We start from the raw sequence: 23,369 nt of genomic DNA on the forward strand, positions 1-23,369 counted from the left end.
CCGGGGGAGTACTGCCGACGACGGGGGCTATTCGGGATGTTGTTGATCGAACACCGATCGCCACATCGTGACGGCCACTGCGGCCACGGCCAATCCCTGTACCCACCAATCGAATCCGCGGTAACCGGTGGGTGAGCGCCATGGCCCGGCCGCCAGCCCGCAGGTCGCGGCGAAGAACAGTGTGAACGCGGCGACGACCGGTGCGCCGCGGTAGCGGTGCTGGCCGGCCCACCACCAGGTCGCGGCGCCGACGGAGGCGGACAGCGCCAGACCGGCCCAGCCCGCGAGAAGCCAGGAGGCGGTGAGGGTGGCGCCGGCGGGGCCGATCGCGCCGGTGGGGCCGGGGTGCAGGGTTTTCGAAAGTCCGGCGTCGCCCACTTCGCCGGCACTCGATCGGCGACGTGGGCGCACCGGGACAACGGCCAGGATGAGGCCGGCCGCCAGGATGGCCAGGCCGAGGCCGAGCGCCCAGCGATACGGGCCGTCGAGCGGATAGGTCAGCGCGATCGTCCCGCTCATACCGGCCGGGATGAGCCAGCCCTGCTGCCAGCCGTTGACGGTCAGCGGTGCCAGGCGCGTGCCGTTCAGCTGGGCTCGCCAGCCGGGGTTGACGCTCTCCGGGACGACCAGCACGCGCTCGGCCGGGCCGGCCTCGACCCGCACGTTGCGATTGGTCGCGTCCCAGCGGGTGGTTGGGGGGGCACGATACGCCGGCCCGCCGGCACCCGACCACTGAACGGGCGGAGTGGACCCGGGGGAGGTCGTGAGAGCGACCTGGTCGACGGTGAAACCGCTACTCGGGTTGATGGTGAGCTCCTGCTGGCCGTGGCCGAGGAGCACGGGGCCGCACGGCGTCGCGGTCACCGGTGCACCGGATCGCACGGCGCCGGCCGTCGTGTCGGCCCGCAGCGGGACGATCTGGCCGGAGACATTCAGCGTCATTCCCGCATCACAACCGAGGTGGATGGGGCGCGAATCGTCCGGCACCGGCATCGGGGCGGCGGGGACGATGCCGATCTCGGTGATCCCCACCGGCGCCGGTCGCGCGAAACCCAGGTTGTTGACGTTGACGAGGTCGCTGCCCCGCCGAACGGTCAGGACGATGCGATCGGTGACGGTGGGGTCGAGCGCGACGACGCCGTCGGCACCGACCCGGCGGATCTGGTTGCCGGTGCCGAGGTCGACGGCGACCTCGACCGGTGCGGCCGGATAGCCGCCGCGCGGGCGGCCGAGGACGAGTTTCTCGACGCGCTGCGGCGCGGGCAGGCGCAACTCCACCCGTGCCGCCTTGGCCGTCTTCGGCGGTTTGCGGCGCTTACCCTCCCGGGGCGGCGCCGCGGTCGTCTCGGCGCTGGCTTCCGGTGCGATCCACGTCGTCGCGGGATCACCGTCGATGGCGGCCGCGGCCTCCCCGCGTGGATCGGTGACGGCACTGTCCCCGCTGGCCTGGACCCGGCCGGGCTGGGCGAGCAGGGCATTGCGCCGGTCGCCGGGGCGGGCGCGCAGGGTCACCGTGGCGTCCACGGGGCCCGGCACCGGCACCGACAGCACGCGGGAGAAGGCGCCCGAGGTCTCCGGCGCCACGCTCAGTCCGGGTGAGCAGCGGACCTGGTGGCGGTCGGCGACGCATTCGCCGCGGCCCGGTTGTTCCTGCCGCAACAACCAGCCGGCGACCCTCGTGCCCTGATCGGCGGGCAGGACGACGCGGTGTCTGATGCGCAGGGGCCGGTCGGTGGCGAGGTCGGTCAGGGCGACCTCGGCGAGGGCGAACTGATTGCCGGCGGTGCCGTCGGCCGTCGAGATGGCGCGGATCTGGATGCGGTCGGTCAGGCCCGGCGGGAGCGCAACCGTCACCGGCTCACCGGGTTTCACCCCTTGGGCCACCGTGGTGCCCTGCTCGGTGGTGATCAGGATTCCGTTGACGTCGGGACCCAGGGCCTTCGCGGTCGTCACCGTGACTGCCAGGTCGGCGCGCGGCCGGGTGAACTCCAGCGACACCCACTGGCCGACGGCGCGGTCGAGTCCGGCGCTGACCCACGACGTCGAACCGTCGTCGTCGAACGCGGCCGCCGTCGAGTGAGCCGGCGTGGTCTGGCCGGGCTGGGTGGCATCGGATGCCGACGACGACGCGCCCACCCGGACCGCGCCGGGCACGTTGTCGAGCAGCCACTGGGCGGCGACGCGCCGCGGCTCGCCGTCGCGCGGGCCGGCACCCGAACGCGCCGGGCCCGTCCATGATGTGGCTGGATAGTCGGCGACTGCATTCTTGGTGCGCCGCGGATCGTCCGGCGCGCGGATCGCCGACCGGTTGTCGTCGACGCGGCCGAAGTCGGTCTCGCGGTCGGTGGGGGAGTCGGTGATCCATACCGGCAATGAATCGAGAACCTGCCGGGCCGCACTCGACCGATCCAGTCGGGCGGCGCGGACGTCGGCGTCGAGCACCGATAGCCGGCCCGCAGGCAGGTCCTCGGGGCCGCCGAGAACGCGGGGCATCGTGTTCAGGTCGGCCAGCACGGGTCCGGTACCGGGGAATAGTCGCTCCTCGATGGCAAAGATCTGGATGGCCGGCAGCGGCGGGCGCAGGCCGTCGTCGACGACGACACCGCGCACGACGGCCGGTGCGACGGGCGGGCCGAACTGGGCCACCTTGGTGATGCCGGGCGATTCGAGTAGCGCCTGCTGTGCGAGAAGCGGACGGGCAGAACGGGATTCGCGCGGATCAAGATCGGCGCGTAAGACCACGAAACCGACGCCCAGCTGGGCCAGTGCCGGTGCCAGCGACAAGGAGCCGCGACCATTGGCGACGTCGCGCTGCACCGCGTCGAGGGCGCGGATCGCCGTCGGGGGAACCAGCGGGATGGCGTCGCGGACCGCCCACGGCGACGCGGCGAGGGCCTGCATCGGCTCGTCGCGCGTGGTGCCCCAGAGTTGTTGGGCGAACGGCGATCCGGGGATGACCAGCGCTCGGGCGGGGCCGGCGTCAGGTCCGGTGTCGCTGTGCTGGTCGAGCCACGCCGCCGCGTCGCGCCAGTAGCCGGGAAGCTGGCGGTACGCCGCGTCACCGGCCAGTCCGCCGGTCCAGGCGAGGGTGCCGGCCCCGAGTAGTGCGACGAGCAGGACGATCGCGGCGGCGACGGGGCGCGAGCGTTGCGGATGGGCGAAACCGGCGAGGGACTCCCGCACCGAGACCTCGGGTGGGAGCCGAACGCGCGCCACCAGATGTGCGACGCCGAGGACCAGCGGAATTCGCAGCAGCGGGTCAAATTTGTGCAGGTTGCGCAGTGGTGCGCCCGGACCGTCGAGGAAGGCACGCACCGGTTCGGCGATCGGTGCGCCCCACTGGCCGGCGTACCCCAGGCACATCAGGAGTAGGCCGGCGCCCAGGATGGCGACCAGCGTCCGGCGCATCGGCATCGCGGTCATCGTGAGGCCCGCCAGTCCGGCCGCGGCCAGTACGCCGGTGGCCAGCACGGCGGCGGGCTGGGTGACCAGAATCGCCCCGGCGACGCGTTCGGGTGAGACGAAGGGCGTCCACGAACTGGCCCCGCGCAGCACTTCGGTCAGCGACGACCATTGGGTCGTGACGCGCGAAGACTCGATGAAGTCGAGAAACGGCGGACTCACCCGCGACAGCAGTGCGAGCGGAATGATCCACCACGCGCAGACCAACGCGGTGGCCGCGGCCCACCAGGCGCCGAATCCGGCCCATCGTCGCCGATCGGCCGGCCGGAACTGCAGCGCCCACCACAGTGCCCCCACCGATGTCGCCGCAATTGTCGCGACCGCGTTCACCGCGCCCATCAACGTGATTGGCACGGCCGCGCGCAAACCCAGCCGCCACAGCGGCGCCGAGGTCGACGACAGCCCGACGACGACGCCGAGCAGGACCCAGGGCGCCAGCATCATGGGAAGCGTTTCCGACGAGATGGAGCCGATCGTCGTCAGCACCCGTGGGCTCAGCGCGAACACCGTGCCGGCGAACAGGCGCGACCCGGGCGAGCCGATGTCCAGCGCCTCCGCGACCCGCACAATCCCGATGACGCCGACGGCGAGCAGCACCGCCCACCACAGCCGTTGCGTGATCCACGGCGGGAGGTGCAGGAGGTGGCCGAGGGCGAAGAACGCCCCGTGCGGGAAGAAGTAGCCGTAGGCCTGGTTCTGCACCTGGCCGAGCGGGGCGGTCGGGGTCCACAGGTGCGCCGCGCGGGACAGAAAGCCCAGCGGGTTGGCCGTCAGGTCGAGTTTGGTGTCGGCGGCAATCCGGCCGGGCGACTGGGTGAAGGCGAGCAGGAGTGCGGCGGCGCAGACGACGGCGATGCCGCGCCGGGTCAGGACCTGCGCGGATTGGGGGGGCGCAGGCGTCGCGGTCCCGAACGCTCTCAGTTGGCGGCTCCGGCGACGCCACGCGAGCCGTAGTCGACGCTGCCGGGAACGAACCCGTCGACGGGGTTGACACGGTTGGCGTCGGTTGCGGGGCTGGAACTGGTGGCGATCCAGGCCGCAGCAAGAATTCCGACGACTCCGACGAGGATGCCGATACCAGCGGCGGCGGCACCGGCGACCAGGCGGTTGTTGAGCATGGCCTTGAAACTACCATCCGACGTGTGAGACTCGACGGCATGCATACGCGGACATCATTCGGTTTCGTCACGGTTATCGCGGTCAGTGCGCTGGCGATCGGCGGATGCTCGACGCCGGAGTCCCCGCGCGAGCCCGGCTCGTCCTCGCCGTCGGCCTCCTCGCCGTCGTCGGCGTCCGCCGCGTCGATGGTCGCGGTGGCGCCCGGATGCATCAGTGGCGTGGTGGCGAAGATGAGCACCCGACGCAAGCTGGCGCAGATGCTGATGGTCGGGGTCAAGGACGCCGCCGACGCGCAGGCCATCGTCCGCAAGGAGCACGTCGGCGGGGTTTTCGTGGGTAGTTGGACCGACAAGTCGATCTTGACGTCGGGCGCCGCCAAGAAACTCTCCACCGGGACGGTGCCGGTCATGGTGTCGGTCGATCAGGAGGGCGGCCGGGTATCGCGGCTCAAGGCGATCGGCATCGACTCGCCGTCGCCGCGGGAACTGGCGAAGACGAAGACGCCCGAGCAGGTGCGGCAACTGGCACTCGGGATCGGCAAGCAGTTGCGCGCATTGGGGGTGACGGTGGACTTCGCGCCGGTCATCGACGTCAGCGACCAGGGGGCCGATACCGTGATCGGCGACCGGTCGTTCTCCAGTAATCCGGTGACCGTCACAAAGTACGGGCGCGCTTTTGCCGCCGGCCTGCGTGACGCCGGGGTCCTGCCGGTCTTCAAGCACTTCCCGGGCCACGGCCACGGTTCCGGTGATTCGCACACCGGAACGGTGCGCACGCCGCCGCTGTCAGACTTGGCGACCAACGATCTGGTGCCGTTTCGCACACTGCTCAAGATGCCCGGGGTGGCTGCGATGGTCGGGCACCTGATTGTGCCCGGTCTGACCGGCCCGGAGCTGCCGGCGAGTGTCAACCCGAAGGCGATTGGGATGCTGCGGACCGGGCGCGGGTACAACGGCCCAGCGTTCCACGGGGTGATCTTCTCCGACGACCTGTCCGGCATGGCGGCGATCAGCGAGAAGTACCCGATCGAGCAGGCGGTGCCGATGGCCTTGGCCGCCGGGTCCGATATCGCACTGTGGCTTACCACCGACAAGGTGAGCGTGGTCCTCGACGCGCTGGAGAAGGCGGTCGCCGGCGGCAGGCTGTCGATGGCCCAGGTCGATGCCGCGGTCACGCGCATCTTGCGTGCGAAGCGCCTCGAACGGTGCTGATTTCGCAGCCGTGACGCGGTGCGGCGACCGGCCCGCCGAACTCGAACTTACTCACCGGTAATAAGTGCGGTAGACTGGTTGACGACTTGTGACGGGAGTTGACGACGTTGGCCGGTGGGACAAAGCGATTGCCGCGCGCGGTGCGTGAGCAGCAGATGCTCGACGCGGCGGTGAAGGTTTTTGCCGCGAACGGGTTCAGCGACGCGTCGATGGATGCGATCGCGGCGCAGGCGCAGATCAGCAAACCGATGCTCTATCTGTACTACGGCTCGAAGGATGAGCTGTTCAGCGCCTGCCTCGCCCGGGAATCCGCAAAGTTCATCGACGCGATGTCCGTCGGGTTCAACCCGGCGCTGCGGCAGCGCGACCAGACCCGAACGGTGGTCCGCGAGTTTCTTCGGTACGTGCACGAGAACGCCGATTCCTGGCGCGTGCTGTACCGCGTTGCCACCGGCACGGCCAGCTTTTCCGATCTGGTGGACCAGAGTCGCAGCCGCGTGATCGAGATGGTGGCCGAGCTGATCAAGCAGGGCACCACCGTCGAAGGTGCGACCGATGTCGACTTCGAGCTCACCGCCGTCGCCCTGGTCGGCGCGGGCGAGGCCGTCGGCGATCGTATCAGTGATGGCGACATCTCGGTCGAGACGGCCACCGATCTGCTCGTCGGAATCACCTGGCGCGGCCTGCGGGGCGTCGGCGTCCATGACGACGCGTCGGCGGAAGCCTGACGGACCCGGGACACGTTCGGCGAGAAGCCGGGCACGGCTCGGGCAGATCGAACAAGACCCCCCACCGAACCGGCGGGGGGTCTTGTTGGTCAGCGAATGACAGTCGCGCTACGAGATTGCGCTATGGGATCTGTCGCGTGGTCGCCGTCAGGTGCGGAAAGCCCTTCTTACGGTCCAGGATCGAGATGTCGTAGTCCCCGGCGCCGCCGGCCGGTGCGGTGTACAGGTTCACCGTGGCCGGCAGCAGGATCGGCTTGCCGAAGCGGACCTGGTAGTCCACCGCGCCGGGCAGCCGGGCGCTGACATTGGCGATGGCCGCCGCCGCACTCCACATCCCGTGAGCGATCGCGCGGGGGAAGCCGAAGGCCTTGGCCGACACGTTGCTCATGTGGATCGGGTTGCGATCGCGCGAGGCCGCCGCGTAGTTGCGGATCTGCCCGAGGTTGACCGAGAGCACCGCATCCGGCGGGGGCGGGGTGGTCTCTTTGGGCGCCGGACCGCGCTCCTGCTCGGACAGGCTGGTCCGCTGCTGCGACAGGAAGGTGCCCACCTGCTCGCAGACCAGATCGCCGCCCACCTCGAACCGCGAGGTGACATCGAGCAGCATCCCCTTGCGGTGCTCGCGCAGGTTTCCGGCCTGGGTGCTGATCGTGAGCCGCTCGGTCACCGCGATCGGGCGGAAGCGGCGGATGCGGTTCTCCACGTGCACCGAACCGACCGCGCTGAACGGGAACTCCCGACTCGTCATGAGCTTCATGACGAGCGGGAACTGCAGCACGAACGGGTAGGTCAGCGGCAGGTTGTTGCCCAGCTGCAGACCCGTTGTGCGGCAGTACTCCTGCAGCCGGTTCAGGTCGGCCGGCTCGGTGGTGAGCCGGTAGACGGTGTCGGGCACCGCGGCGTCGGGACGCACCGGACCGGACTTGCCGATCACCGGCAACATCGCGGTGAGCGCGCGCGAGTACACGTCCAGCGTCGACGGCACCGCGTCGAGCGTGATGACCCGGCCCATCAGGCGCCCAGCAGGCTCTGGCCGCAGACGCGGACGATGTTGCCGGTCACCGCGTTCGACGCGGGGCTGGCGTACCAGGCGACGGTCTCGGCGACGTCGACGGTCTGGCCGCCCTGCTGCAAGGAGTTCATCCGGCGGCCGACCTCGCGGGTGGCCAGCGGGATCGCCGCGGTCATCGCGGTCTCGATGAATCCGGGTGCCACCGCGTTGATCGTGATGCCTTCCTTGGCGAGGATCGGCGCGTAGGCATTGACCAGGCCGATCACCCCGGCCTTGGAGGTGCCGTAGTTCGTCTGGCCACGGTTGCCGGCAATGCCGGCGATCGACGACACGTCGATGACCGCGCCGCCCGCGCGCAGCGCCTTGGCCGCGACGAGATCGTCGACGAGGCGCTGTGGGGCGAGCAGGTTCACGCCGATCACCGAGTTCCAGCGCGCCTCATCCATGTTGGCGAGCAGTTTGTCGCGGGTGATGCCGGCGTTGTTCACGATGATGTCCAAGCCGCCGTGGCGCTCGAGGACGTGCGCGGCGATCGTCTTGCCGGCGTCGGGGGAGGTGACGTCGAGCGGCAGGGCGGTGCCCTTGACGCGGTTGGCGGTTTCGCTGAGCGCTTCGCCGGCGGCCGGGATGTCGGCGGCGATGACGTGGGCGCCGTCGCGGGCCAGGACCTCGGCGATGGTGGCGCCGATGCCGCGGGCGGCGCCGGTCACCAGGGCGACGCGGCCGGCCAGCGGCTTGTCCCAGTCCTTCGGGGCGGTCGCGTCAGCCTCGCCGATGCGGATCACCTGGGCGTCGACGTAGGCCGACTTGCCCGACAGCAGGAAGCGCAGCGTCGACTCGACACCGGACAGGCCGGTCTTGGCCTTCGGGTGGACATACACGAGCTGGGCGGTGGCGCCGTTGCGCAACTCTTTGCCGAGCGAACGGGTGAAGCCTTCCAGGGCGCGCTGGGCGATCTGCTCGCCGGGCGTGCGGCACAGCTCGGGGTGGGTGCCGACGACCACGAAGCGTGCCGAGCTGCCCGTGGACCGCATGACAGGGGTGAAGAACTCGAACAGGGCGTCGAGGCCGGCCGGGTCGGTGATGCCGGTGGCGTCGAAGACGGCGGCGCCGAGCTTGTCGGCGCTGCGCCCGGAGGTGTTGTTGCTGATCAGATCGTAGCCGTCGGCAGCGGCCAGGATTTCGCGCAGCGGTTCGACGAGGCGGCCCTCGCCGCCGAGGACGACCGGGCCCGAGAGCGGGGTCTGCGACGGCGAGTAGCGGCGCAGGGTCGGCGGCTGCGGCAGGCCGACGCGGCTGGCGATGAACGAACCAGGACCGGAGGTGACGAAGGTCGAGTAGAGGTCCTTGTTGGCTTTACCGGACACGGAAGAACTCCTTCGAGAGTGTGTGATTTTCGCTGCGTTGGGCTGCTGACGGCTCGACCCGAGTCGACAAGCAACTTACTCGGGAGTAAGAATACTCTACGAGAAGCACGTCCCCTCTTTCAGGAGTTCGAAGCCAATGGCCACCACCCCCAGCACGCCGGCGAAGCAGGCCGCGCCTGCCAAGAAGACCGCCGCCAAGCAAGCTGCACCCGCCAAGAAGGCCGCACCCGCCAAGAAGGTTACGCCCGCCAAGGCGACTGCGCCCACGGCTGCCGCCAGCAAGATCGGTGCCTTCGCCACCCAGCCCAAGCGCAAGGTCGCCATCCTCGGCGGTAACCGCATCCCCTTCGCGCGCCAGGACAAGTCCTACGCGACGGCGAGCAACCAGGAGATGTTCACCGCGGCACTGTCCGGCCTGGTGAGCCGGTTCAACCTGCAGGGCGAACGCCTCGGCATGGTCGCGGCCGGCGCGGTGCTCAAACACTCGCGCGACTTCAACCTGATCCGTGAGTCGGTGCTCGGCTCCGAGCTCTCGCCGTACACTCCCGCCTTCGACATCCAGCAGGCGTGCGGCACCGGACTGCAGGCCATCACCGCCGTCTCCGACGGGATCGCATCGGGCCGCTACGACGTGGCGATCGGTGGCGGCGTGGACACCACCTCGGACGCCCCGATCGGTATCTCGGAGGCCATGCGCCGCCAGATGCTGGAGATCAACCGCGCCAAGACGACCGCCGACCGCATCAAGGCGGCGCTGTCGCTGGCCACCAAGCTGGGCATCGAGATCCCCCGTAACGGCGAGCCGCGCACCGGGCTGTCGATGGGTGAGCACGCCGCCATCACCGCCAAGGAGTTTGGTGTCAAGCGCGAGGACCAGGACCAGCTGGCCGCCGCGAGTCACCAGAAGATGGGCAAGGCCTACGATCGCGGATTCTTCGACGACCTGGTCACGCCGTACCGCGGGCTGACGCGCGACGAAAACCTGCGCCCCAACTCGGCGGTGGAGAAGCTGGCCACGCTCAAGCCGGTGTTCGGCGTCTCGCTCGGCGACGCAACGATGACCGCCGGCAACTCGACGCCGCTGACCGACGGTGCGTCGACGGTCCTGCTGTCCACCGATGAGTGGGCCGCTGAGAAGGGCCTGCCGGTGCTCGCGTACTTCGTGGACAGCGAGACCGCTGCCGTCGACTACGTCAACGGCCCCGACGGACTGCTGATGGCCCCGACGTACGCGGTGCCGCGCCTGCTCGAGCGCAATGGCCTCACCCTGCAGGACTTCGACTTCTATGAGATCCACGAGGCCTTCGCCTCGGTGGTGCTGGCGACGCTGGCCGCGTGGGAGTCGACCGAGTACTGCACCGAGCGCCTGGGCCTGAAGAAGGCGCTGGGGGCGATCGACCGCAGCAAGCTCAACGTGAACGGCTCGTCGCTGGCGGCCGGACACCCGTTCGCCGCGACCGGTGGGCGCATCGTCGCGCAGGCGGCCAAGCAGATCAAGGAGAACGGCGGCGGCCGTGCGCTGATCTCGATCTGCGCCGCCGGCGGCCAGGGCGTCACCGCGATCATCGAAGGCTGATCGGGTACTGCTGTTCGACGACGCCCTGGTTGCCTCAATGAGGCAACCAGGGCGTCGTGCCAGTAGATTTGTTCGCGATGAACGCGCCAGCCGCCCCACGCCGACGATGGGCCATGACCGGCCGCGTCGCGGTGGCGGCGCTGTTGCTGTTCAGTGCCGTCACGGCCGGCGACGCGTTGGCCACGCACGGGCGAACCGCCCGGGGCACGACCGTCGCCGGTGTTCCACTGGGCAACAAGGTGGTGGCCGACGTCGACAAGGGGCTCGACGAGCTGCAGCGAATCGCCGCCGCCCCGGTACGCGTCCGGACTTCCTCGGGCCGCGCACAGTTCACCGCCGGGCAACTGGGCCTGTCCTTCGACGAGAAGGCGACCCTCGCCCGCGCCCTGGAGCAGCCGCGCAATCCGTTCTGGCGCTTCCTGGCCGTCTTCGGGGTCAAGCGGCACGTCCATCCGGTCGTCACGGTGGACCGCAGCGCGTTCGACAAGGCGCTCGACACGGAACGCAAAACTCTGGAGAAGGCCGCCGTCGAGGGTGGTGTCCACTTCACCGTCGAGGGCGACCGGGTCGAACCGCAGCCGGACCTGCCCTCGAGTGGTCTGCGGATCAACCGCGACCTCGCCGCCGCGCGGACCGCCTCGCATTGGCTCGAGGGGGACGAGATCCTGCTGCCGATGGAGCCCTTCGCGCCGACGGTGTCTGCGGCAGCGGTCTACGCGGTGCTCAACGGCCCGGCGCGCCAGGCGGTTTCGAGACCGGTCACGATGAAGGCCCGCGGCAAGACCATCAGCATCGCACCCAAGGAGTTCGCCGGCCTGCTGGTCTTCGCGCCCGACGGCAAGGGTGCGCTGGTGCCGAAAGTCGACGACGGCAAGCTCAAAACCCAACTCGCCGCCCTGACGGCAACCGAGTCCAAGCCCCGCAACGCGCAGATCACCATGAGGAGCGGGAAGCCGACCGTGGTCCCGGGGCACTCCGGCTTCACCGTCGACTGGCCCGGAACGGCCGCCGCCCTGGCCGGTGCGGTGCTCGGCAATCGGACTGCCGACGTCGCCTACCGCGAGGACAAGCCGCGGCTGACCACCGAGGCGGCCCGCAGACTCGGTATCCGCGAGGTGGTCAGCGAGTACTCGACGTCGGGCTTCTCCCAGATGTCGGGGGAGAACATCCGCCGCGTCGCGGACCAGGTTAACGGTGCCCTCGTCAAACCCGGAAACAAGTTCTCGCTCAACAACTTCACCGGTCCGCGCGGGGCGGCCCAGGGCTACGTGTCGTCGACGATCATCGACCACGGCCACGCGGCGAAAGCGGTCGGCGGCGGCATCTCGCAGTTCGCCACCACGCTGTACAACGCTGCCTACTTCGCCGGCCTCGAGGACATCCACCACACCGAGCACAGCTACTACATTTCGCGCTACCCCGAGGCGCGGGAGGCCACCGTGTTCGAGGGTGCGATAGACCTCGTGTTCCGCAATAACACGCCGTACGGCATCTATATCGAGACGTCGTGGTCCCCGTCGGCGGTCACGGTGCGGCTGTGGAGTACCAAGACGGTGAACGTGGAGTCGGTCACCGGCACGCGCTACGCCTATACCGACCCGCCGAAGCTGGTGCTGCCCAAAGGGGATGACTGCGTCCCATCCAGTGGCAGCCGCGGCTTCACCACGTCGAACACCCGCATCATCACCGATGCCAAGACGGGCCAGGTGGTCTCGCGGACGACGCGCACGGTTAAGTACGATCCCGAGCCGAACGTCACCTGCAAGTAGCGGACCGGACTCGGGCGCGGCAACCCGACCCCGTCGGTAACGCAGATCACAGCCCTCGTATCCTCGGCCCTATGGATATCAAGGGAGCAAGTGCAATCGTCACCGGTGGTGCGTCGGGCATCGGCGCGGCCTCTGCCCGCCGCCTCGCCAACCGCGGCGCCAAGGTCGTCATCGCCGACCTGAAGGCCGAGGACGGCGAGAAGATCGCAGCGGAGATCGGCGGCACGTTCGTCGCCGTCGACGTCACCGACACCGGGCAGATCGAGGCCGCGATCAATGCCGCGGTCGAACTGGGGCCACTGCGCGCGGTGGTGAACTCGGCCGGTATCGGCTGGGCGCAGCGCACCATCGGCAAAGACGGCGAGTTCGCCTCGGCCCACAACCTGGACCTGTACAAGAAGGTCATCGCCATCAACCTGATCGGCACCTTCGACATGGTGCGCCTGGCTGCGACGGCGATGAGCCGCAACGAGCCCAACGAGAACGGTGAGCGCGGCGCCATCGTCAACCTGGCCAGCGTCGCGGCCTTCGACGGCCAGATCGGGCAGGCCGCCTACTCGTCGTCCAAGGGGGGCGTCGTCGGCATGACCCTGCCGGTCGCGCGCGACCTGTCTGCGGTGGGCGTCCGGGTGAACTGCATCGCCCCCGGACTGATCGACACGCCGATCTACGGCGAGGGGCCCGAGTCGGAGGCGTTCAAGGCCAAGCTCGGCGAGAGCGTCCTGTTCCCGAAGCGGCTCGGCATCCCCGACGAGCTGGCCTCCATGGTCGAGGAACTGATCACCAACTCGTACATGAATGCCGAGGTCGTCCGCGTCGACGGCGGCATTCGGATGCCACCGAAGTAGTCGTTTCAGTTCCGAACGCCTCCCGATTCCCGCATTCTCGCGGGGCGGGAGGCGTTTGTCGTCGGTGTCCGGTGCGAGGCACCGCACGGTATCGTACGGTGAGCAGGGATGTCCGATTCTAGTGGAAGGCTCAGTAAATTCATGGCACAGCAGAACGACGGCGGCGATCTCGACATCAACCCCATCTTCACCCGGCCGGGCGAGGCGACATCGTATCCGGCGGATCGCTTTCCGTCGAGTGAGAGCCTCCCGTCGACCGCGTACCAGGTGGTGCACGACCAGTCGATGCTCGACGGCAACGCCCGGTTGAACCTGGCCACTTTCGTCGGAACCTGGATGGACGACGAAGCGGTCAAGCTCTACACCGAGGCCCTCGACAAGAACATGATCGACAAGGACGAGTACCCGGCGACCGCCGCGATCGAGGCGCGCTGTGTGACGATGATGGCCGACCTGTGGAACGCGCCCGACCCCGACACCACGATCGGCACGTCCACCATCGGCTCGTCCGAGGCGGCCATGCTCGGCGGCCTGGCGATGAAGCGCCGCTGGCAGCACGCCCGCAAGGCGGCCGGCAAGTCGACCGACAAGCCGAACCTGGTGCTGTCGACCGGGGTCCAGGTGTGCTGGGAGAAGTTCTGCAACTACTGGGACGTCGAGCCGCGGTTCGTGCCGATCAGCTACGACCACAAAGTCCTCGACGGGTACGAGCTGGAGAAGTACGTCGACGAGAACACCATCGGCGTCGTCGCCATCATGGGCGTCACCTACACCGGGATGTATGAGCCGGTGAAGCAGATCGCCGCCAAACTCGACGAGATCGAGAAGGAAACCGGTCTGGACATCTCGATCCACGTCGACGGGGCGTCGGGCGGGTTCATCGCACCGTTCTGTCAGCCAGACTTGGAGTGGGACTTCCGCGTCGAGCGCGTGGTGTCGATCAACACCTCCGGCCACAAGTACGGTCTGGTCTATCCGGGTCTGGGCTGGGTGGTCTGGCGCAGCAAGGACGTCATGCCCGACGACCTGATCTTCTACGTGAGCTACCTCGGCGGCGACATGCCGACGCTGGCGCTGAATTTCTCCCGCCCCGGCGCGCAGGTGCTGCTGCAGTACTACTTGTTCCTGCGCCTCGGCTTCGACGGCTACCAGCGCGTGCAGCAGAACTGTCTCGACGTCGCCGGCTACCTGGCGAAGGAAATCGCCAAGCTGGCCCCGTTCGAGTTGTGGAACGACGGTTCGGACATCCCGGTCTTCGCCTGGTACCTCAAGGAGGGTGCCAGCAAGAATTGGACGCTCTACGACCTCGCGGACCGGCTGCGGCTGAAGGGCTGGCTGGTGCCGGCCTACCCGATGCCGGACAACCTGGACGGCCTGACAGTGCAGCGAATTGTCGTGCGCAACGGGCTGAGCCACGACCTGGCGGACCAGCTCGTCGCGGAAATCAAGACGCAGGTCGCGTTCTTGGACTCGCTCGACGGCCCGATGCCGCGCGAAGACTCGGTGACCAAACAGTTCACTCACTGAATTCACGGCCACGCAAAGCTGCCACGCCGGCACCCGGGTGCCGGCGTGGCAGTTTGCGCTACTCCCAGTGTCTGCTATCGGGCGTTCAGCACGACCTTGAGCGCCTTGGTCTCCGCGGCGTTCGCAAAGACCTCGTAGGCGTCCATGATGTCGTCGAGCGCGAATCGGTGGCTGATGAAGACGTCGGGATCCAGTTGCCGGGTGGCGACCATTTTCAGCAGCGTGCCGAGGGTGTCGGTGTTCACCAAACCCATGGTGACCGCGATGTTGCTGATCCACAGGTCCTGCAGTGGCAGTTGGACGGCCTGGCCGTGCACACCCACATTGGCCACGGTGCCCGCCGGGCGGACCACGTCCAGGCACATCTGGAAAGTTTGCGGGATGCCGACCGCCTCAATGGCGACATCGACACCGAGGCCGTCGGTCATCGCCATGACCTTGTCCCGCCACTCGGGATCCGAGGCGACGATGCCGTCCGTGGCCCCGAACTTCTTGGCCTCGTCGACCCGGTTCGCATCGAGGTCGATCGCGATGATCCGACTGGGTCCGTAGAGTTTGGCGGTGGTCATCGAGGCGAGGCCGACGGGGCCGGCGCCGACGACGGCGACCACGTCGCCCGCCTTCACCTTGCCGTACTGCACGCCGATCTCATGGCCGGTGGGCAAGATGTCTGACAGGATGACCCCCTGCTCGGGCGAGACCGTGGCAGGCAGCTTGTACACGGAGTTCTCAGCATAGGGAACGCGGACATACTCGGCCTGCGTACCGTCGATCAGATGCCCGAATATCCATCCGATACCGGGTGCACCCTCCTCGCCCTGGCAGTGCGAGTAGACCCCTTCCTTGCAGAAGCCGCACTTGCCGCACGCGCTGATGCACGCCAGGATCACCTGGTCGCCGCGCTTGAGCGTGGTTACCGCGCCACCCACCTCGGTGATGGTCCCGACACCTTCGTGGCCCAGGATGCGGCCAGGTGTCACGGCGGGTACGTCGCCCCGGAGGATGTGGAGATCGGTGCCGCAGATGGTGGTGGCGTCCATCTTCACGATCACGTCGGACGGTTGAAGGATCTTCGCATCCGGAACCTCGTCCCATGACTTCTGGCCGGGTCCGTGGTACACAAGTGCCTTCATGTGGGTCTCCCTATCTCGGCTTGTGCAGCCCACCCTAGAAGCTGCCGCAACGCTACGGGTGGGTTCCGCCACCGAGGAGACCATGGTGCGGCGGGACGGGACGGAGCCGAGCACACGTCGACCCCCGCACCGGTTCGGTGCGGGGGTCGACGTGTTGCGGTGGGCTCGAGGTCAGAAAGCCGCTTCGTCGAGCTCCATGATGTCGTTGTCGACGTTCGCCACGATGCCGCGGGTCGCGGTCAGCTGGGGCAGCATGTTCTTTGCGAAGAAGGTCGCGACGGCGACCTTACCCTCGTAGAAGGCCTTGTCGTCGCCGGTGGCCCCGTTGTCCAGCGCGGCGAGGGCGACCTCGGCCTGACGCAGTAGCAGCCAGCCGATGACGACGTCGCCGATGGCGAGCAGGAAGCGGACCGAGCCGGTGCCGATCTTGTACAGCTGCTTCGGATCTTCCTGGGCGGCCATCAGGAAGCCGGTCAGTGTTGCGGCCATGGCCTGCACGTCTTCGAGGGCGGTGTTCAGCAGGGCGCGCTCACCCTTGAGTCGGCCGTCGACCTGGTCGGTGGAGATGAACTCCTGGATCTGCCCGGCCACATGTGCGAGGGCTTCGCCCTTGTCGCGGATGATCTTGCGGAAGAAGAAGTCCTGCGCCTGGATTGCCGTGGTGCCCTCGTACAGCGAGTCAATCTTCGAGTCGCGGATGTACTGCTCGATCGGGTAGTCCTGCAGGAAGCCCGACCCGCCGAACGTCTGCAGCGACTCGGTGAGCTTTTCGTAGGCGCGCTCGGAGCCGACCCCCTTGACGATCGGGAGGAGAAGGTCGTTGACCTTGTGGGCCATTTTGGCGTCGGCACCCGAGACGATCTGGGCGGCGACGGGATCCTGGTGCGATGCGGTGTACAGGTACACGGCGCGCAGGCCCTCGGCATAGGCCTTCTGGGTCATCAGTGAGCGGCGCACGTCGGGGTGGTGGGTGATGGTGACGCGCGGGGCGGCCTTGTCCATCATCTGGGTCAGGTCGGCGCCCTGCACGCGCTGCTTGGCGTAGTCGAGGGCGTTGAGGTACCCGGTCGACAGGGTGGAGATGGCCTTGGTGCCGACCATCATGCGGGCGTGCTCGATGACGTCGAACATCTGGGCGATACCCGCGTGGGTCTCACCGACGAGCCAGCCTTGGGCCGGGATGCCGTGCTGTCCGAAGGTGAGCTCACAGGTGCTGGAGGCCTTGATGCCCATCTTGTGCTCGACGTTGGTGACGAAGGCGCCGTTGCGCTCGCCCAGCTCGCCCGTCTCGTGGTCGAAGTGGAACTTCGGCACGAAGAACAGCGACAGTCCCTTGGTGCCGGGGCCGGCGCCCTCGGGACGGGCCAGGACCAGGTGGAAGATGTTCTCGGTCATGTCCTGGTCGGCCGAGGTGATGAAGCGCTTAACGCCCTCGATGTGCCAGCTGCCGTCCTCCTGCTCGATGGCTTTGGTGGTGCCGGCGCCCACGTCCGAACCAGCATCGGGTTCGGTGAGGACCATGGTGGCGCCCCAGCCGCGGTCGGCGCAGATCGCGGCCCACTTCTTCTGCTCGTCGGTGCCATTGTCGTAGAAGATGTTCGCGAAGCCGGAGCCGGCTGCATACATGAAGACCGGCGGGTTGGCGCCCAGGACCATTTCGCCCATGGCCCAGTACAGCGACCGCGGTGCCGGTAGGCCGCCGAGTTCCTCGTCGACGCCCACCTTGTCCCAGCCGGCGTCGATAAAGGCCTGGTAGGACTTGGCGAAGCCCTCGGGAATGGCGACCGCGTGCTCGACGGGGTCGAAGATCGGGGGGTTGCGGTCGGCGTCGGCGAATGATTCGGCGATCGGGCCCTCGGCGAGGACGCGGACTTCGCGCAGCATGTCGACGGCGGTGTCGTGGTCGAGGTCGCCGAACTCGCCGGACTCCAGGACCTTATCGAGGTTGTACATCTCGAAAAGGTTGAAGTGGAGGTCGCGCATGTTGGACTTGTAATGGCCCATGGTGGTGCATTCCTTCGGGTTTCCGGGCTGTCGGCGCCCTGGGGGGATCTCGCTGTGCGGTTGTCCGCCGAATAAGAAAGGCGGTACCGGCGACTAAGTTACTCGCCGGTAACAACAGTAGAATACCCCGTCCTCCCATGCCCGACAACTGGACCGGCTGTGATCTAGTCGACGGGCCGACATGGCCGAAGCGGGGTATCTGCCACCTACAGGCTATCGCGAAGATATGCCAGGTCATCGGGTATTCCCGGAGCTGGGGTCTCCAGGACGACGGGAGCCTGTGCGGCGGTGATCACGCCCACCAGGACGTCGGGGTCAATGCTGCCGTCGGCGAGATTGGCGTGTCGGTCGCGGCCGGAGTCGAACTCGTCGCGAGAGTTGTTCAGGTGCACCACATCGATGCGTCCGGTAATCGCCCGGACCCGCTCGACCAACCCGATGAGATCTTCGCCGCCGGCCCACGCGTGGCAGGTGTCGAGGCAGAATCCCGCTTGTTCGAAATCCCCGACGGCATCCCACAACCGTTCGATCGACTCGAGCGTGCGGGCCATGGCGTGATCCCCGCCGGCGGTGTTCTCGATCAGGATGGGCACGCCGAACCCACCCTTATCCTGCTGGCGCTCAAACAGTTTGCGCCAGTTTTCAAACCCCAGCCCGGACTGCTCGCCGTCGCGCAGATGTCCGCCGTGCACCACGAGCCCCAATGCGCCGAGCTCCGCCGCCGCCGCCGCCTGCTGTTCGACGGCCTTGCGCGAGGGCATGCGCAACCGGTTGTTGAGGCTGGCGACGTTGATCTGATAACTGGAGTGGACGACGACGTCGATCGGCGATGCGGCGATGGCCGCGGCGTCCGGGCGCGGCACGGGCTTGTTCCAGCCCTGTGGATCGGTGACGAACATCTGAAAGACGTCGATCCCGAGTTCCTCGGCAGTCGCCAACGGGTCGTCGTCCTCGCGCAGGTGCGCTCCGATTTGCATGGACTCTACGATAGGTGCCGCCCGCGCCGCGGGGTCGGCGGCGTGCGGTCGGCGGTCACCGCCGCACGGCGGCGTCGTCGCCGATCTCGTACTCGGTCTCCACCGACATGGGCACGCCCGGCGCGATGAGCAGGCTGCACGGCGTCGGACTCTCCGGGTACAGCGTGAACCAGTGGTGGTTGACACCACTCCCGTAGACGGACTCCAAGACCCGCTGCAACCGTGCCTCGCCCTCACGGTTGAGGATGTACTTGCTGCCGCCGTAGTGCAAGAAGCGATTGGGCATGGGGACCTCCGGCCGGACTGTGATCTGGCTCACCAGGATAGCCGAATCGGCGTCAGCGCCCCTGCGCCGACGGGATCAGGGCCGCCGGAGGTTCACGCGCATCAGATACACCTGGTACCCGTGCCAGATCGAGTACGTGAAGTACATCGTCGGGCCGTCGAGGGACCACGGGTGGATGAATGGCGCATAGCCGCCCAGCGGGTCGTTGCCCGGGACGATGTTCTCGCCGGGGCTCCACGGCCCCTCCGGCCTCGGCGCGGTGCGCATGAGGGCGCCGTCGCGTGTCGCGAGCGACACGTAGCGCCCTAAATATCGGTTGTAGGCGACGGAGAGCTCGCCCGTCGGCGCGCTCATCACCGGTGTCGCGGCGGTCGGCTGGTCTTTGACCCAGCGGTTCACCGACCAGTACTCGTACGCCCCGACGTTCTCGATCTTCGCCTCCGGAACGCGTGCGAGGTAGACCGCGCCATAGCGACCACTCGGTGTGCCGTAGGCGTAGACGTAGCCGCCGTCCTTCATCAGGGCGGTCTGCTGGAATTTACGGTTGCCCTGGTAGTTGGGGCGGTAGGCGACGACGCGCTTGAACGAGTTGCCGTTGTCGTCGGAGACGGCGAGCGCACCGTACCGGGTCTGCCAGCGGCCAGCGTCGCCCCACACGTTGACGGCCTGGATACCCATGTACTGCTTGCCGTTCACCGAGACTCCGCCGGTGGGGACGACGGTGATCTCGCGGCGCGTCGGCTTGATCAAGCGCTTCGCATACCCGGGCCGGCCGGCATGGCCGGAGAAGGTCATGCCGTCGGCGAGGAACCGGTCACGGCTGCGCAGCAGCACGTTGGACCGAATGTAGAAGAGTTGGCCGTACAGCAGCGACCAGCCGTTGAAAGACTGGGTGTCGCCGAAGGCGGCGAGGATCTCATCGTGGCCGTTGTCCCACAGAATGCCCAGGTCGGTGCCGACGATGTTGAAACGCCCGACGGTGTCGTTGATGGAACCGGGGCCGGTAATACGGGCGACCGTGGTCCCCCGGCCGATGACGAAGGCATCCGCGTTCGGGGCGGTGGCGGTCGCGAGGGTCGCGGCGGTGGCGGCGGCAGCGCCCACGGCGATCAGTTTCACGCGGGTGGCACGGAAAATCATATGCAGCAGATTACCAGCGGTGTTACCAAGTTGAGACTTCGGGACGGTAACGAGTGGGCGGCATCACGCCTGTCGGAGGCGGTCCTCGGGCTTGACCGTCGTGAAGTCGATCTCGGCCTTGGCGTTGTTGACGGCGGTCACCAAGCCGGTGCCGATGGGGCCGGCGGAGTCATAGAGGACGGACTGGCTCACCGAGATTCCGTCGTTCTCGACGTGGAAGTCCGATTCGACCCCGACGCGCACGCTGCGCGGCAACCGCGCCAGCGCGACAGTGAGGTCGCAATTGATGAACCCGATCCCCGTCGACCCCCAGTTGCCCAACAAGCTGCTCGACTCGGCGGCGGTGACGGCACCGACAAACGGTGACGGCGACTCGCCGGGGACGACCGGAAGTGGACGAGTCCACTGCCGCTTGCGGCCCGATCCCTGAAGTGCGGCGATATCGGAGGTCCAGTCGATGGCCGCGACGACATTTCCGTCGGAGTCGATCGTCGCATCAGCGGCGAACCGCGGATAGAAGTCGTCGTCGGCGACAACGGGGGGGTGGAAACCGGTGGCTTCGCGGGACCACCGCTGTCCGGGCGGATCGCCGGCCGACTTCAGGAAGACCGTGGTCGAATGGGCCACCCGAACAGGGTCGGTACCGAGGCCATCGGGGTACTGATACACGTCGACCCCGATGACGCGGACGCGACCACCGTCGCGCAGCAGCGTCGCCGTCGTCGTGGTCGGGTCTTGGCGGGCCGCGCGAAACAGGTCGATGGTGAAGCGTGCGGGCCGAAACCCGTCGGCCGGGCCGGCCATTTCGGCCGACCGGGCGGCCAGCGCACAAACGGCCGGGCCGTTGAGGGTGCGCGGCCCCCACAGGCTCAGGGCGAAGGCGGTGGCTGCGAAGTGCCCGTCCTCCTCGGTGAAGAAGCTGGAAGTCGCCATTCCTCCTTGTTACACCTCGCTATGCACGCCGATAGCACCGCCCTGGATTAGGGCAAGAAGAATCCTTCCGGTTCGCACAGACATAACGTGGGTGGTGGGATAGCCTCAACCCATGACCATTGCTGATATCGAACGTCAAATCCCGGAAACTGTTGTCGGTGCCGTCCGGGGCACCGTGATTTTCTCGGCTCTTGTGGGCATTGCCGTCGGCATCGCCTGCTTGGTGTGGCCCGCCGCGACCGTCAACGTCCTGGCAATCTTGCTCGGCATCGCACTGGTGGTGGCCGGTTTGTACCGCATCTATCAGTCCTTCGCGGCCACATTCCTTTCCGGCGGCCTGCGATTCGCTCTCGGGATTATCGGCCTGATGATTCTCTGGGCGGGCATCGTGGTGCTGTGGCACCCGTCGAACAGTGGTTGGGGCGAGGCCGACCGGATCTGGTTCCTCGCAGTCTTCATCGGCATTGGCTGGATCTTCCAGGGCGTCGCCGAACTGTTCAGCGCCACAACCGGTTCGCGCCACTCGTCGGTGTGGATGGCCGTTCTGTCGGGCATCGTGTCGATTGCCGCCGGCATCATCATGCTCGCCTGGCCCGCGCTCGCACTGTCGACCTTCGTGTGGGTTGCCGGCATTCTGCTGATCGTCGTCAGCGTCGTATCGCTGTTCACTCTCCCCAAGAAGGTCTGAACAACGCGCGTCGGAGGACCGACGCGATAACTACGAGGCCGACGCCAGTCCGTCCACTGTGAGCGGGTTGGCGTCGGCTTTGTTTTGTTGCAATGCCGAATTGCTCAACTCCGCAATTGTCGTCAAGAGATCGGCGCCGTGGCGCAAGGGTCGCACCAATGTTGCGGGGTCGACCTCGGTGCGATAGGTCGCCGGCGCGCCCAACAATCGTCGCGCGGCAACCGGGTCGCTGTCCCACAATGCATCGGCCGTCTGGAGATAGACCTCGACCGCGCGCTGGTAGTCGCGCAGGTTGAGGAGGGCCCAAGCCCACTTCTTAGCGACGTCGACGGTGTCGGTTTCGGCGCGACCATGTGTCCGGACGTACTTGCCGTGCAATTCGGTGCACAATCCGACACAGTCTGGCCACCGGTTCAGTTCGTAAGCACATCGGATGCAGTCGTGCAGATTGTGCAGGTATAGCGGCGAGTAGGGTCCTTCGCGGCGAGCGCGTATCTCCGCAAGCACGGAGAACTCCGCCAACGCCCGCATGTACTCCCCGTCGGCATAGAGGGCCACGGCCTCGGCTTGCATCTCGTCGAGCATGATCCCAGTGTGTCTCATCGAGGTGTGATCGGGGTCATAACGCGACCATGAGGGACACTGGGCGGGTGACTCGACGAGACAACCTGCAGCGATTTGCGTGGCTCAGCATTGCCACGGCCATCGTCACCATCGCGCTGAAGACGGGGGCGTGGTGGATCACCGGATCGGTCGGGCTGTTGTCCGACGCCGCCGAGTCGGTGGTCAATCTCGTCGCCGCGGTTGCCATGCTGATCGCGTTGGGGGTGGCGGCCAAGCCGGCCGACGACAACCACAACTTCGGTCACGCAAAGGCGGAGTACTTCTCGGCCGGCGTCGAGGGGGCGCTGATCTTCGTGGCCGCCGTCGCGATCATCTACGCGGCCGTCGAACGGCTGCTCAACCCTCGACCGCTCGAGGCACTCGGTATCGGTCTGGCGATCTCGGTGGTCGCCGCAGTGGTGAACGGTGTGGTTGCGGTGATCCTGCTTCGGGCGGGACGCCGGCACAGGTCCATCACGCTCACCGCTGACGGTCGGCACCTGATGACCGACCTCGTCACCACGGCCGGGGTGTTGGTCGCCATCGGCGTCGTCGCCTTCACCGGCTGGACCATCCTCGACCCGATCATCGCGATTGCGGTGGCGATCAACATCCTGTTCGTCGGCTACCGGTTGATTGCCGAGTCGACCCTGGGCTTGATGGATACCGCGCTTCCCGACGGGGACGTCGGGCTCATCGAGGAGGCGCTCGACGGCTTCCGGTCTCCTGATGTCGAGTTCCACGACGTGCGCACCCGTGTCGGCGGGCACCTGCGCTACCTGCAGTTGCATATGCTGGTCCCCGGCGAATGGTCCGTCCAGCGCGGTCATGACGTCGTTGAAGACGTGGAGGCCGGGTTGCACGAGGTCGTTGAGGACCTGCACATCACCATCCATCTCGAGCCGATCGAGGACCCGCGATCGTACGAGTCCTGGCGCCGCTGATCGCTGAGTGGGCACCTCAACCCCGCCGAGTGGGCACCCAAA

19 protein-coding genes are annotated in these 23,369 nt (G+C 67.7%); 8 read left to right on the forward strand and 11 right to left on the reverse strand.

All coding sequences use genetic code 11. From position 1 onward, the window contains the following. Positions 1 to 27: 27 nt before the first annotated feature. Together B4M62_RS05415 and B4M62_RS05420 are read right to left on the reverse strand one after the other, a co-directional pair. Complete coding sequence (locus tag B4M62_RS05415; RefSeq protein ID WP_414651790.1) at positions 28 to 4,317, reverse strand: alpha-(1->3)-arabinofuranosyltransferase domain-containing protein; 4,290 nt, start codon at positions 4,315 to 4,317, stop codon at positions 28 to 30. Positions 4,318 to 4,379: 62 nt separating this feature from the next. Further along, a complete protein-coding gene (locus tag B4M62_RS05420; protein WP_290705956.1) occupies positions 4,380 to 4,580 on the reverse strand; it encodes a DUF2613 family protein in 201 nt (66 codons plus the stop codon). A gap of 24 nt (positions 4,581 to 4,604) precedes the next feature. Here B4M62_RS05420 and B4M62_RS05425 point away from each other — a divergent pair, with 24 nt between their 5' ends. Both B4M62_RS05425 and B4M62_RS05430 read left to right on the forward strand, forming a co-directional pair. Continuing rightward, positions 4,605 to 5,792 (forward strand): glycoside hydrolase family 3 N-terminal domain-containing protein, encoded by a 1,188-nt coding sequence (locus tag B4M62_RS05425; protein WP_290705957.1) that lies wholly within the window; start codon positions 4,605 to 4,607, stop codon positions 5,790 to 5,792. A 107-nt stretch (positions 5,793 to 5,899) separates the two neighbouring features. Next, positions 5,900 to 6,520 carry a TetR/AcrR family transcriptional regulator gene (locus B4M62_RS05430; protein ID WP_290705958.1) on the forward strand — a complete coding sequence of 207 codons (621 nt, stop codon included), beginning with the start codon at positions 5,900 to 5,902 and terminating at the stop codon, positions 6,518 to 6,520. 121 nt (positions 6,521 to 6,641) lie between these two features. Here B4M62_RS05430 and B4M62_RS05435 read toward each other — a convergent pair whose 3' ends face one another. Both B4M62_RS05435 and B4M62_RS05440 read right to left on the reverse strand, forming a co-directional pair. After that, positions 6,642 to 7,532 (reverse strand): MaoC/PaaZ C-terminal domain-containing protein, encoded by an 891-nt coding sequence (locus tag B4M62_RS05435; RefSeq protein WP_290705959.1) that lies wholly within the window; start codon positions 7,530 to 7,532, stop codon positions 6,642 to 6,644. Continuing rightward, positions 7,532 to 8,899, reverse strand: coding sequence for a 3-oxoacyl-ACP reductase (locus B4M62_RS05440; RefSeq protein WP_290705960.1), 1,368 nt, complete (start codon positions 8,897 to 8,899; stop codon positions 7,532 to 7,534). The genes B4M62_RS05435 and B4M62_RS05440 overlap by 1 nt, the downstream gene beginning before the upstream one ends. Before the next feature lie 136 nt (positions 8,900 to 9,035). Between B4M62_RS05440 and B4M62_RS05445 the strand changes: the two genes are divergently transcribed. The 4 genes from B4M62_RS05445 to B4M62_RS05460 all read left to right on the forward strand — a co-directional run bounded on the left by B4M62_RS05445 (position 9,036) and on the right by B4M62_RS05460 (position 14,619). Further along, on the forward strand, positions 9,036 to 10,475 hold the full coding sequence (locus tag B4M62_RS05445; RefSeq protein WP_290705961.1) for an acetyl-CoA C-acetyltransferase: 1,440 nt from the start codon (positions 9,036 to 9,038) through the stop codon (positions 10,473 to 10,475). 113 nt (positions 10,476 to 10,588) lie between these two features. Then, a complete protein-coding gene (locus tag B4M62_RS05450; protein ID WP_290705962.1) occupies positions 10,589 to 12,244 on the forward strand; it encodes a VanW family protein in 1,656 nt (551 codons plus the stop codon). Between the two features lie 71 nt (positions 12,245 to 12,315). Continuing rightward, positions 12,316 to 13,092, forward strand: a complete 777-nt coding sequence (locus tag B4M62_RS05455; RefSeq protein ID WP_290705963.1) for an SDR family NAD(P)-dependent oxidoreductase — start codon at positions 12,316 to 12,318, stop codon at positions 13,090 to 13,092. A 141-nt stretch (positions 13,093 to 13,233) separates the two neighbouring features. After that, the gene (locus B4M62_RS05460) at positions 13,234 to 14,619 is read left to right on the forward strand and encodes a glutamate decarboxylase (protein WP_344716384.1); all 1,386 of its coding nucleotides are present in this window, start codon (positions 13,234 to 13,236) and stop codon (positions 14,617 to 14,619) included. 74 nt (positions 14,620 to 14,693) lie between these two features. Here B4M62_RS05460 and B4M62_RS05465 read toward each other — a convergent pair whose 3' ends face one another. The 6 genes from B4M62_RS05465 to B4M62_RS05490 form a co-directional block, all read right to left on the reverse strand. Continuing rightward, positions 14,694 to 15,752, reverse strand: a complete 1,059-nt coding sequence (locus tag B4M62_RS05465) for a zinc-dependent alcohol dehydrogenase family protein (RefSeq protein WP_290705965.1) — start codon at positions 15,750 to 15,752, stop codon at positions 14,694 to 14,696. A 171-nt stretch (positions 15,753 to 15,923) separates the two neighbouring features. Further along, entirely contained in the window at positions 15,924 to 17,756 is a 1,833-nt protein-coding gene (locus B4M62_RS05470; protein ID WP_290705966.1) for an acyl-CoA dehydrogenase, read from the reverse strand. A 206-nt stretch (positions 17,757 to 17,962) separates the two neighbouring features. Further along, positions 17,963 to 18,733 carry a deoxyribonuclease IV gene (locus B4M62_RS05475; protein ID WP_290705967.1) on the reverse strand — a complete coding sequence of 257 codons (771 nt, stop codon included), beginning with the start codon at positions 18,731 to 18,733 and terminating at the stop codon, positions 17,963 to 17,965. A gap of 55 nt (positions 18,734 to 18,788) precedes the next feature. Continuing rightward, the gene (locus B4M62_RS05480; protein ID WP_414651788.1) at positions 18,789 to 19,052 is read right to left on the reverse strand and encodes a hypothetical protein; all 264 of its coding nucleotides are present in this window, start codon (positions 19,050 to 19,052) and stop codon (positions 18,789 to 18,791) included. Positions 19,053 to 19,094: 42 nt separating this feature from the next. Next, positions 19,095 to 20,159: a DUF4185 domain-containing protein gene (locus tag B4M62_RS05485; RefSeq protein ID WP_290705968.1), complete on the reverse strand. Its 1,065-nt coding sequence runs from the start codon at positions 20,157 to 20,159 to the stop codon at positions 19,095 to 19,097. Between the two features lie 63 nt (positions 20,160 to 20,222). Then, the gene (locus B4M62_RS05490) at positions 20,223 to 21,092 is read right to left on the reverse strand and encodes an acyl-CoA thioesterase domain-containing protein (protein WP_290705969.1); all 870 of its coding nucleotides are present in this window, start codon (positions 21,090 to 21,092) and stop codon (positions 20,223 to 20,225) included. Positions 21,093 to 21,204: 112 nt separating this feature from the next. Between B4M62_RS05490 and B4M62_RS05495 the strand changes: the two genes are divergently transcribed. Further along, positions 21,205 to 21,780: an HdeD family acid-resistance protein gene (locus B4M62_RS05495; protein ID WP_290705970.1), complete on the forward strand. Its 576-nt coding sequence runs from the start codon at positions 21,205 to 21,207 to the stop codon at positions 21,778 to 21,780. A gap of 30 nt (positions 21,781 to 21,810) precedes the next feature. Here the strand turns inward: B4M62_RS05495 and B4M62_RS05500 are convergent, their stop codons facing one another. Next, positions 21,811 to 22,365: a hypothetical protein gene (locus tag B4M62_RS05500; RefSeq protein WP_290705994.1), complete on the reverse strand. Its 555-nt coding sequence runs from the start codon at positions 22,363 to 22,365 to the stop codon at positions 21,811 to 21,813. Positions 22,366 to 22,412: 47 nt separating this feature from the next. On the opposite strand from B4M62_RS05500, the gene B4M62_RS05505 reads away from it, so the two are divergent. Beyond that, a complete protein-coding gene (locus B4M62_RS05505; RefSeq protein WP_290705971.1) occupies positions 22,413 to 23,327 on the forward strand; it encodes a cation diffusion facilitator family transporter in 915 nt (304 codons plus the stop codon). Positions 23,328 to 23,369 lie beyond the last annotated feature (42 nt).

This window comes from Gordonia sp. UBA5067 (genome assembly GCF_002414845.1).
Classification (GTDB): domain Bacteria; phylum Actinomycetota; class Actinomycetes; order Mycobacteriales; family Mycobacteriaceae; genus Gordonia; species Gordonia defluvii.

Excerpts from the sequence above, each read along its gene's own strand:
- B4M62_RS05420 (WP_290705956.1), bottom strand. The coding sequence starts at position 4,580 with ATGCTCAACAACCGCCTGGTCGCCGGTGCCGCCGCCGCTGGTATCGGC.
- B4M62_RS05435 (WP_290705959.1), bottom strand. The coding sequence starts at position 7,532 with ATGGGCCGGGTCATCACGCTCGACGCGGTGCCGTCGACGCTGGACGTG.
- B4M62_RS05445 (WP_290705961.1), top strand. The coding sequence starts at position 9,036 with ATGGCCACCACCCCCAGCACGCCGGCGAAGCAGGCCGCGCCTGCCAAG.
- B4M62_RS05450 (WP_290705962.1), top strand. The coding sequence starts at position 10,589 with ATGACCGGCCGCGTCGCGGTGGCGGCGCTGTTGCTGTTCAGTGCCGTC.
- B4M62_RS05455 (WP_290705963.1), top strand. The coding sequence starts at position 12,316 with ATGGATATCAAGGGAGCAAGTGCAATCGTCACCGGTGGTGCGTCGGGC.
- B4M62_RS05460 (WP_344716384.1), top strand. The coding sequence starts at position 13,234 with ATGGCACAGCAGAACGACGGCGGCGATCTCGACATCAACCCCATCTTC.
- B4M62_RS05465 (WP_290705965.1), bottom strand. The coding sequence starts at position 15,752 with ATGAAGGCACTTGTGTACCACGGACCCGGCCAGAAGTCATGGGACGAG.
- B4M62_RS05470 (WP_290705966.1), bottom strand. The coding sequence starts at position 17,756 with ATGGGCCATTACAAGTCCAACATGCGCGACCTCCACTTCAACCTTTTC.
- B4M62_RS05475 (WP_290705967.1), bottom strand. The coding sequence starts at position 18,733 with ATGCAAATCGGAGCGCACCTGCGCGAGGACGACGACCCGTTGGCGACT.
- B4M62_RS05485 (WP_290705968.1), bottom strand. The coding sequence starts at position 20,159 with ATGATTTTCCGTGCCACCCGCGTGAAACTGATCGCCGTGGGCGCTGCC.
- B4M62_RS05490 (WP_290705969.1), bottom strand. The coding sequence starts at position 21,092 with ATGGCGACTTCCAGCTTCTTCACCGAGGAGGACGGGCACTTCGCAGCC.
- B4M62_RS05495 (WP_290705970.1), top strand. The coding sequence starts at position 21,205 with ATGACCATTGCTGATATCGAACGTCAAATCCCGGAAACTGTTGTCGGT.
- B4M62_RS05500 (WP_290705994.1), bottom strand. The coding sequence starts at position 22,365 with ATGCTCGACGAGATGCAAGCCGAGGCCGTGGCCCTCTATGCCGACGGG.
- B4M62_RS05505 (WP_290705971.1), top strand. The coding sequence starts at position 22,413 with ATGAGGGACACTGGGCGGGTGACTCGACGAGACAACCTGCAGCGATTT.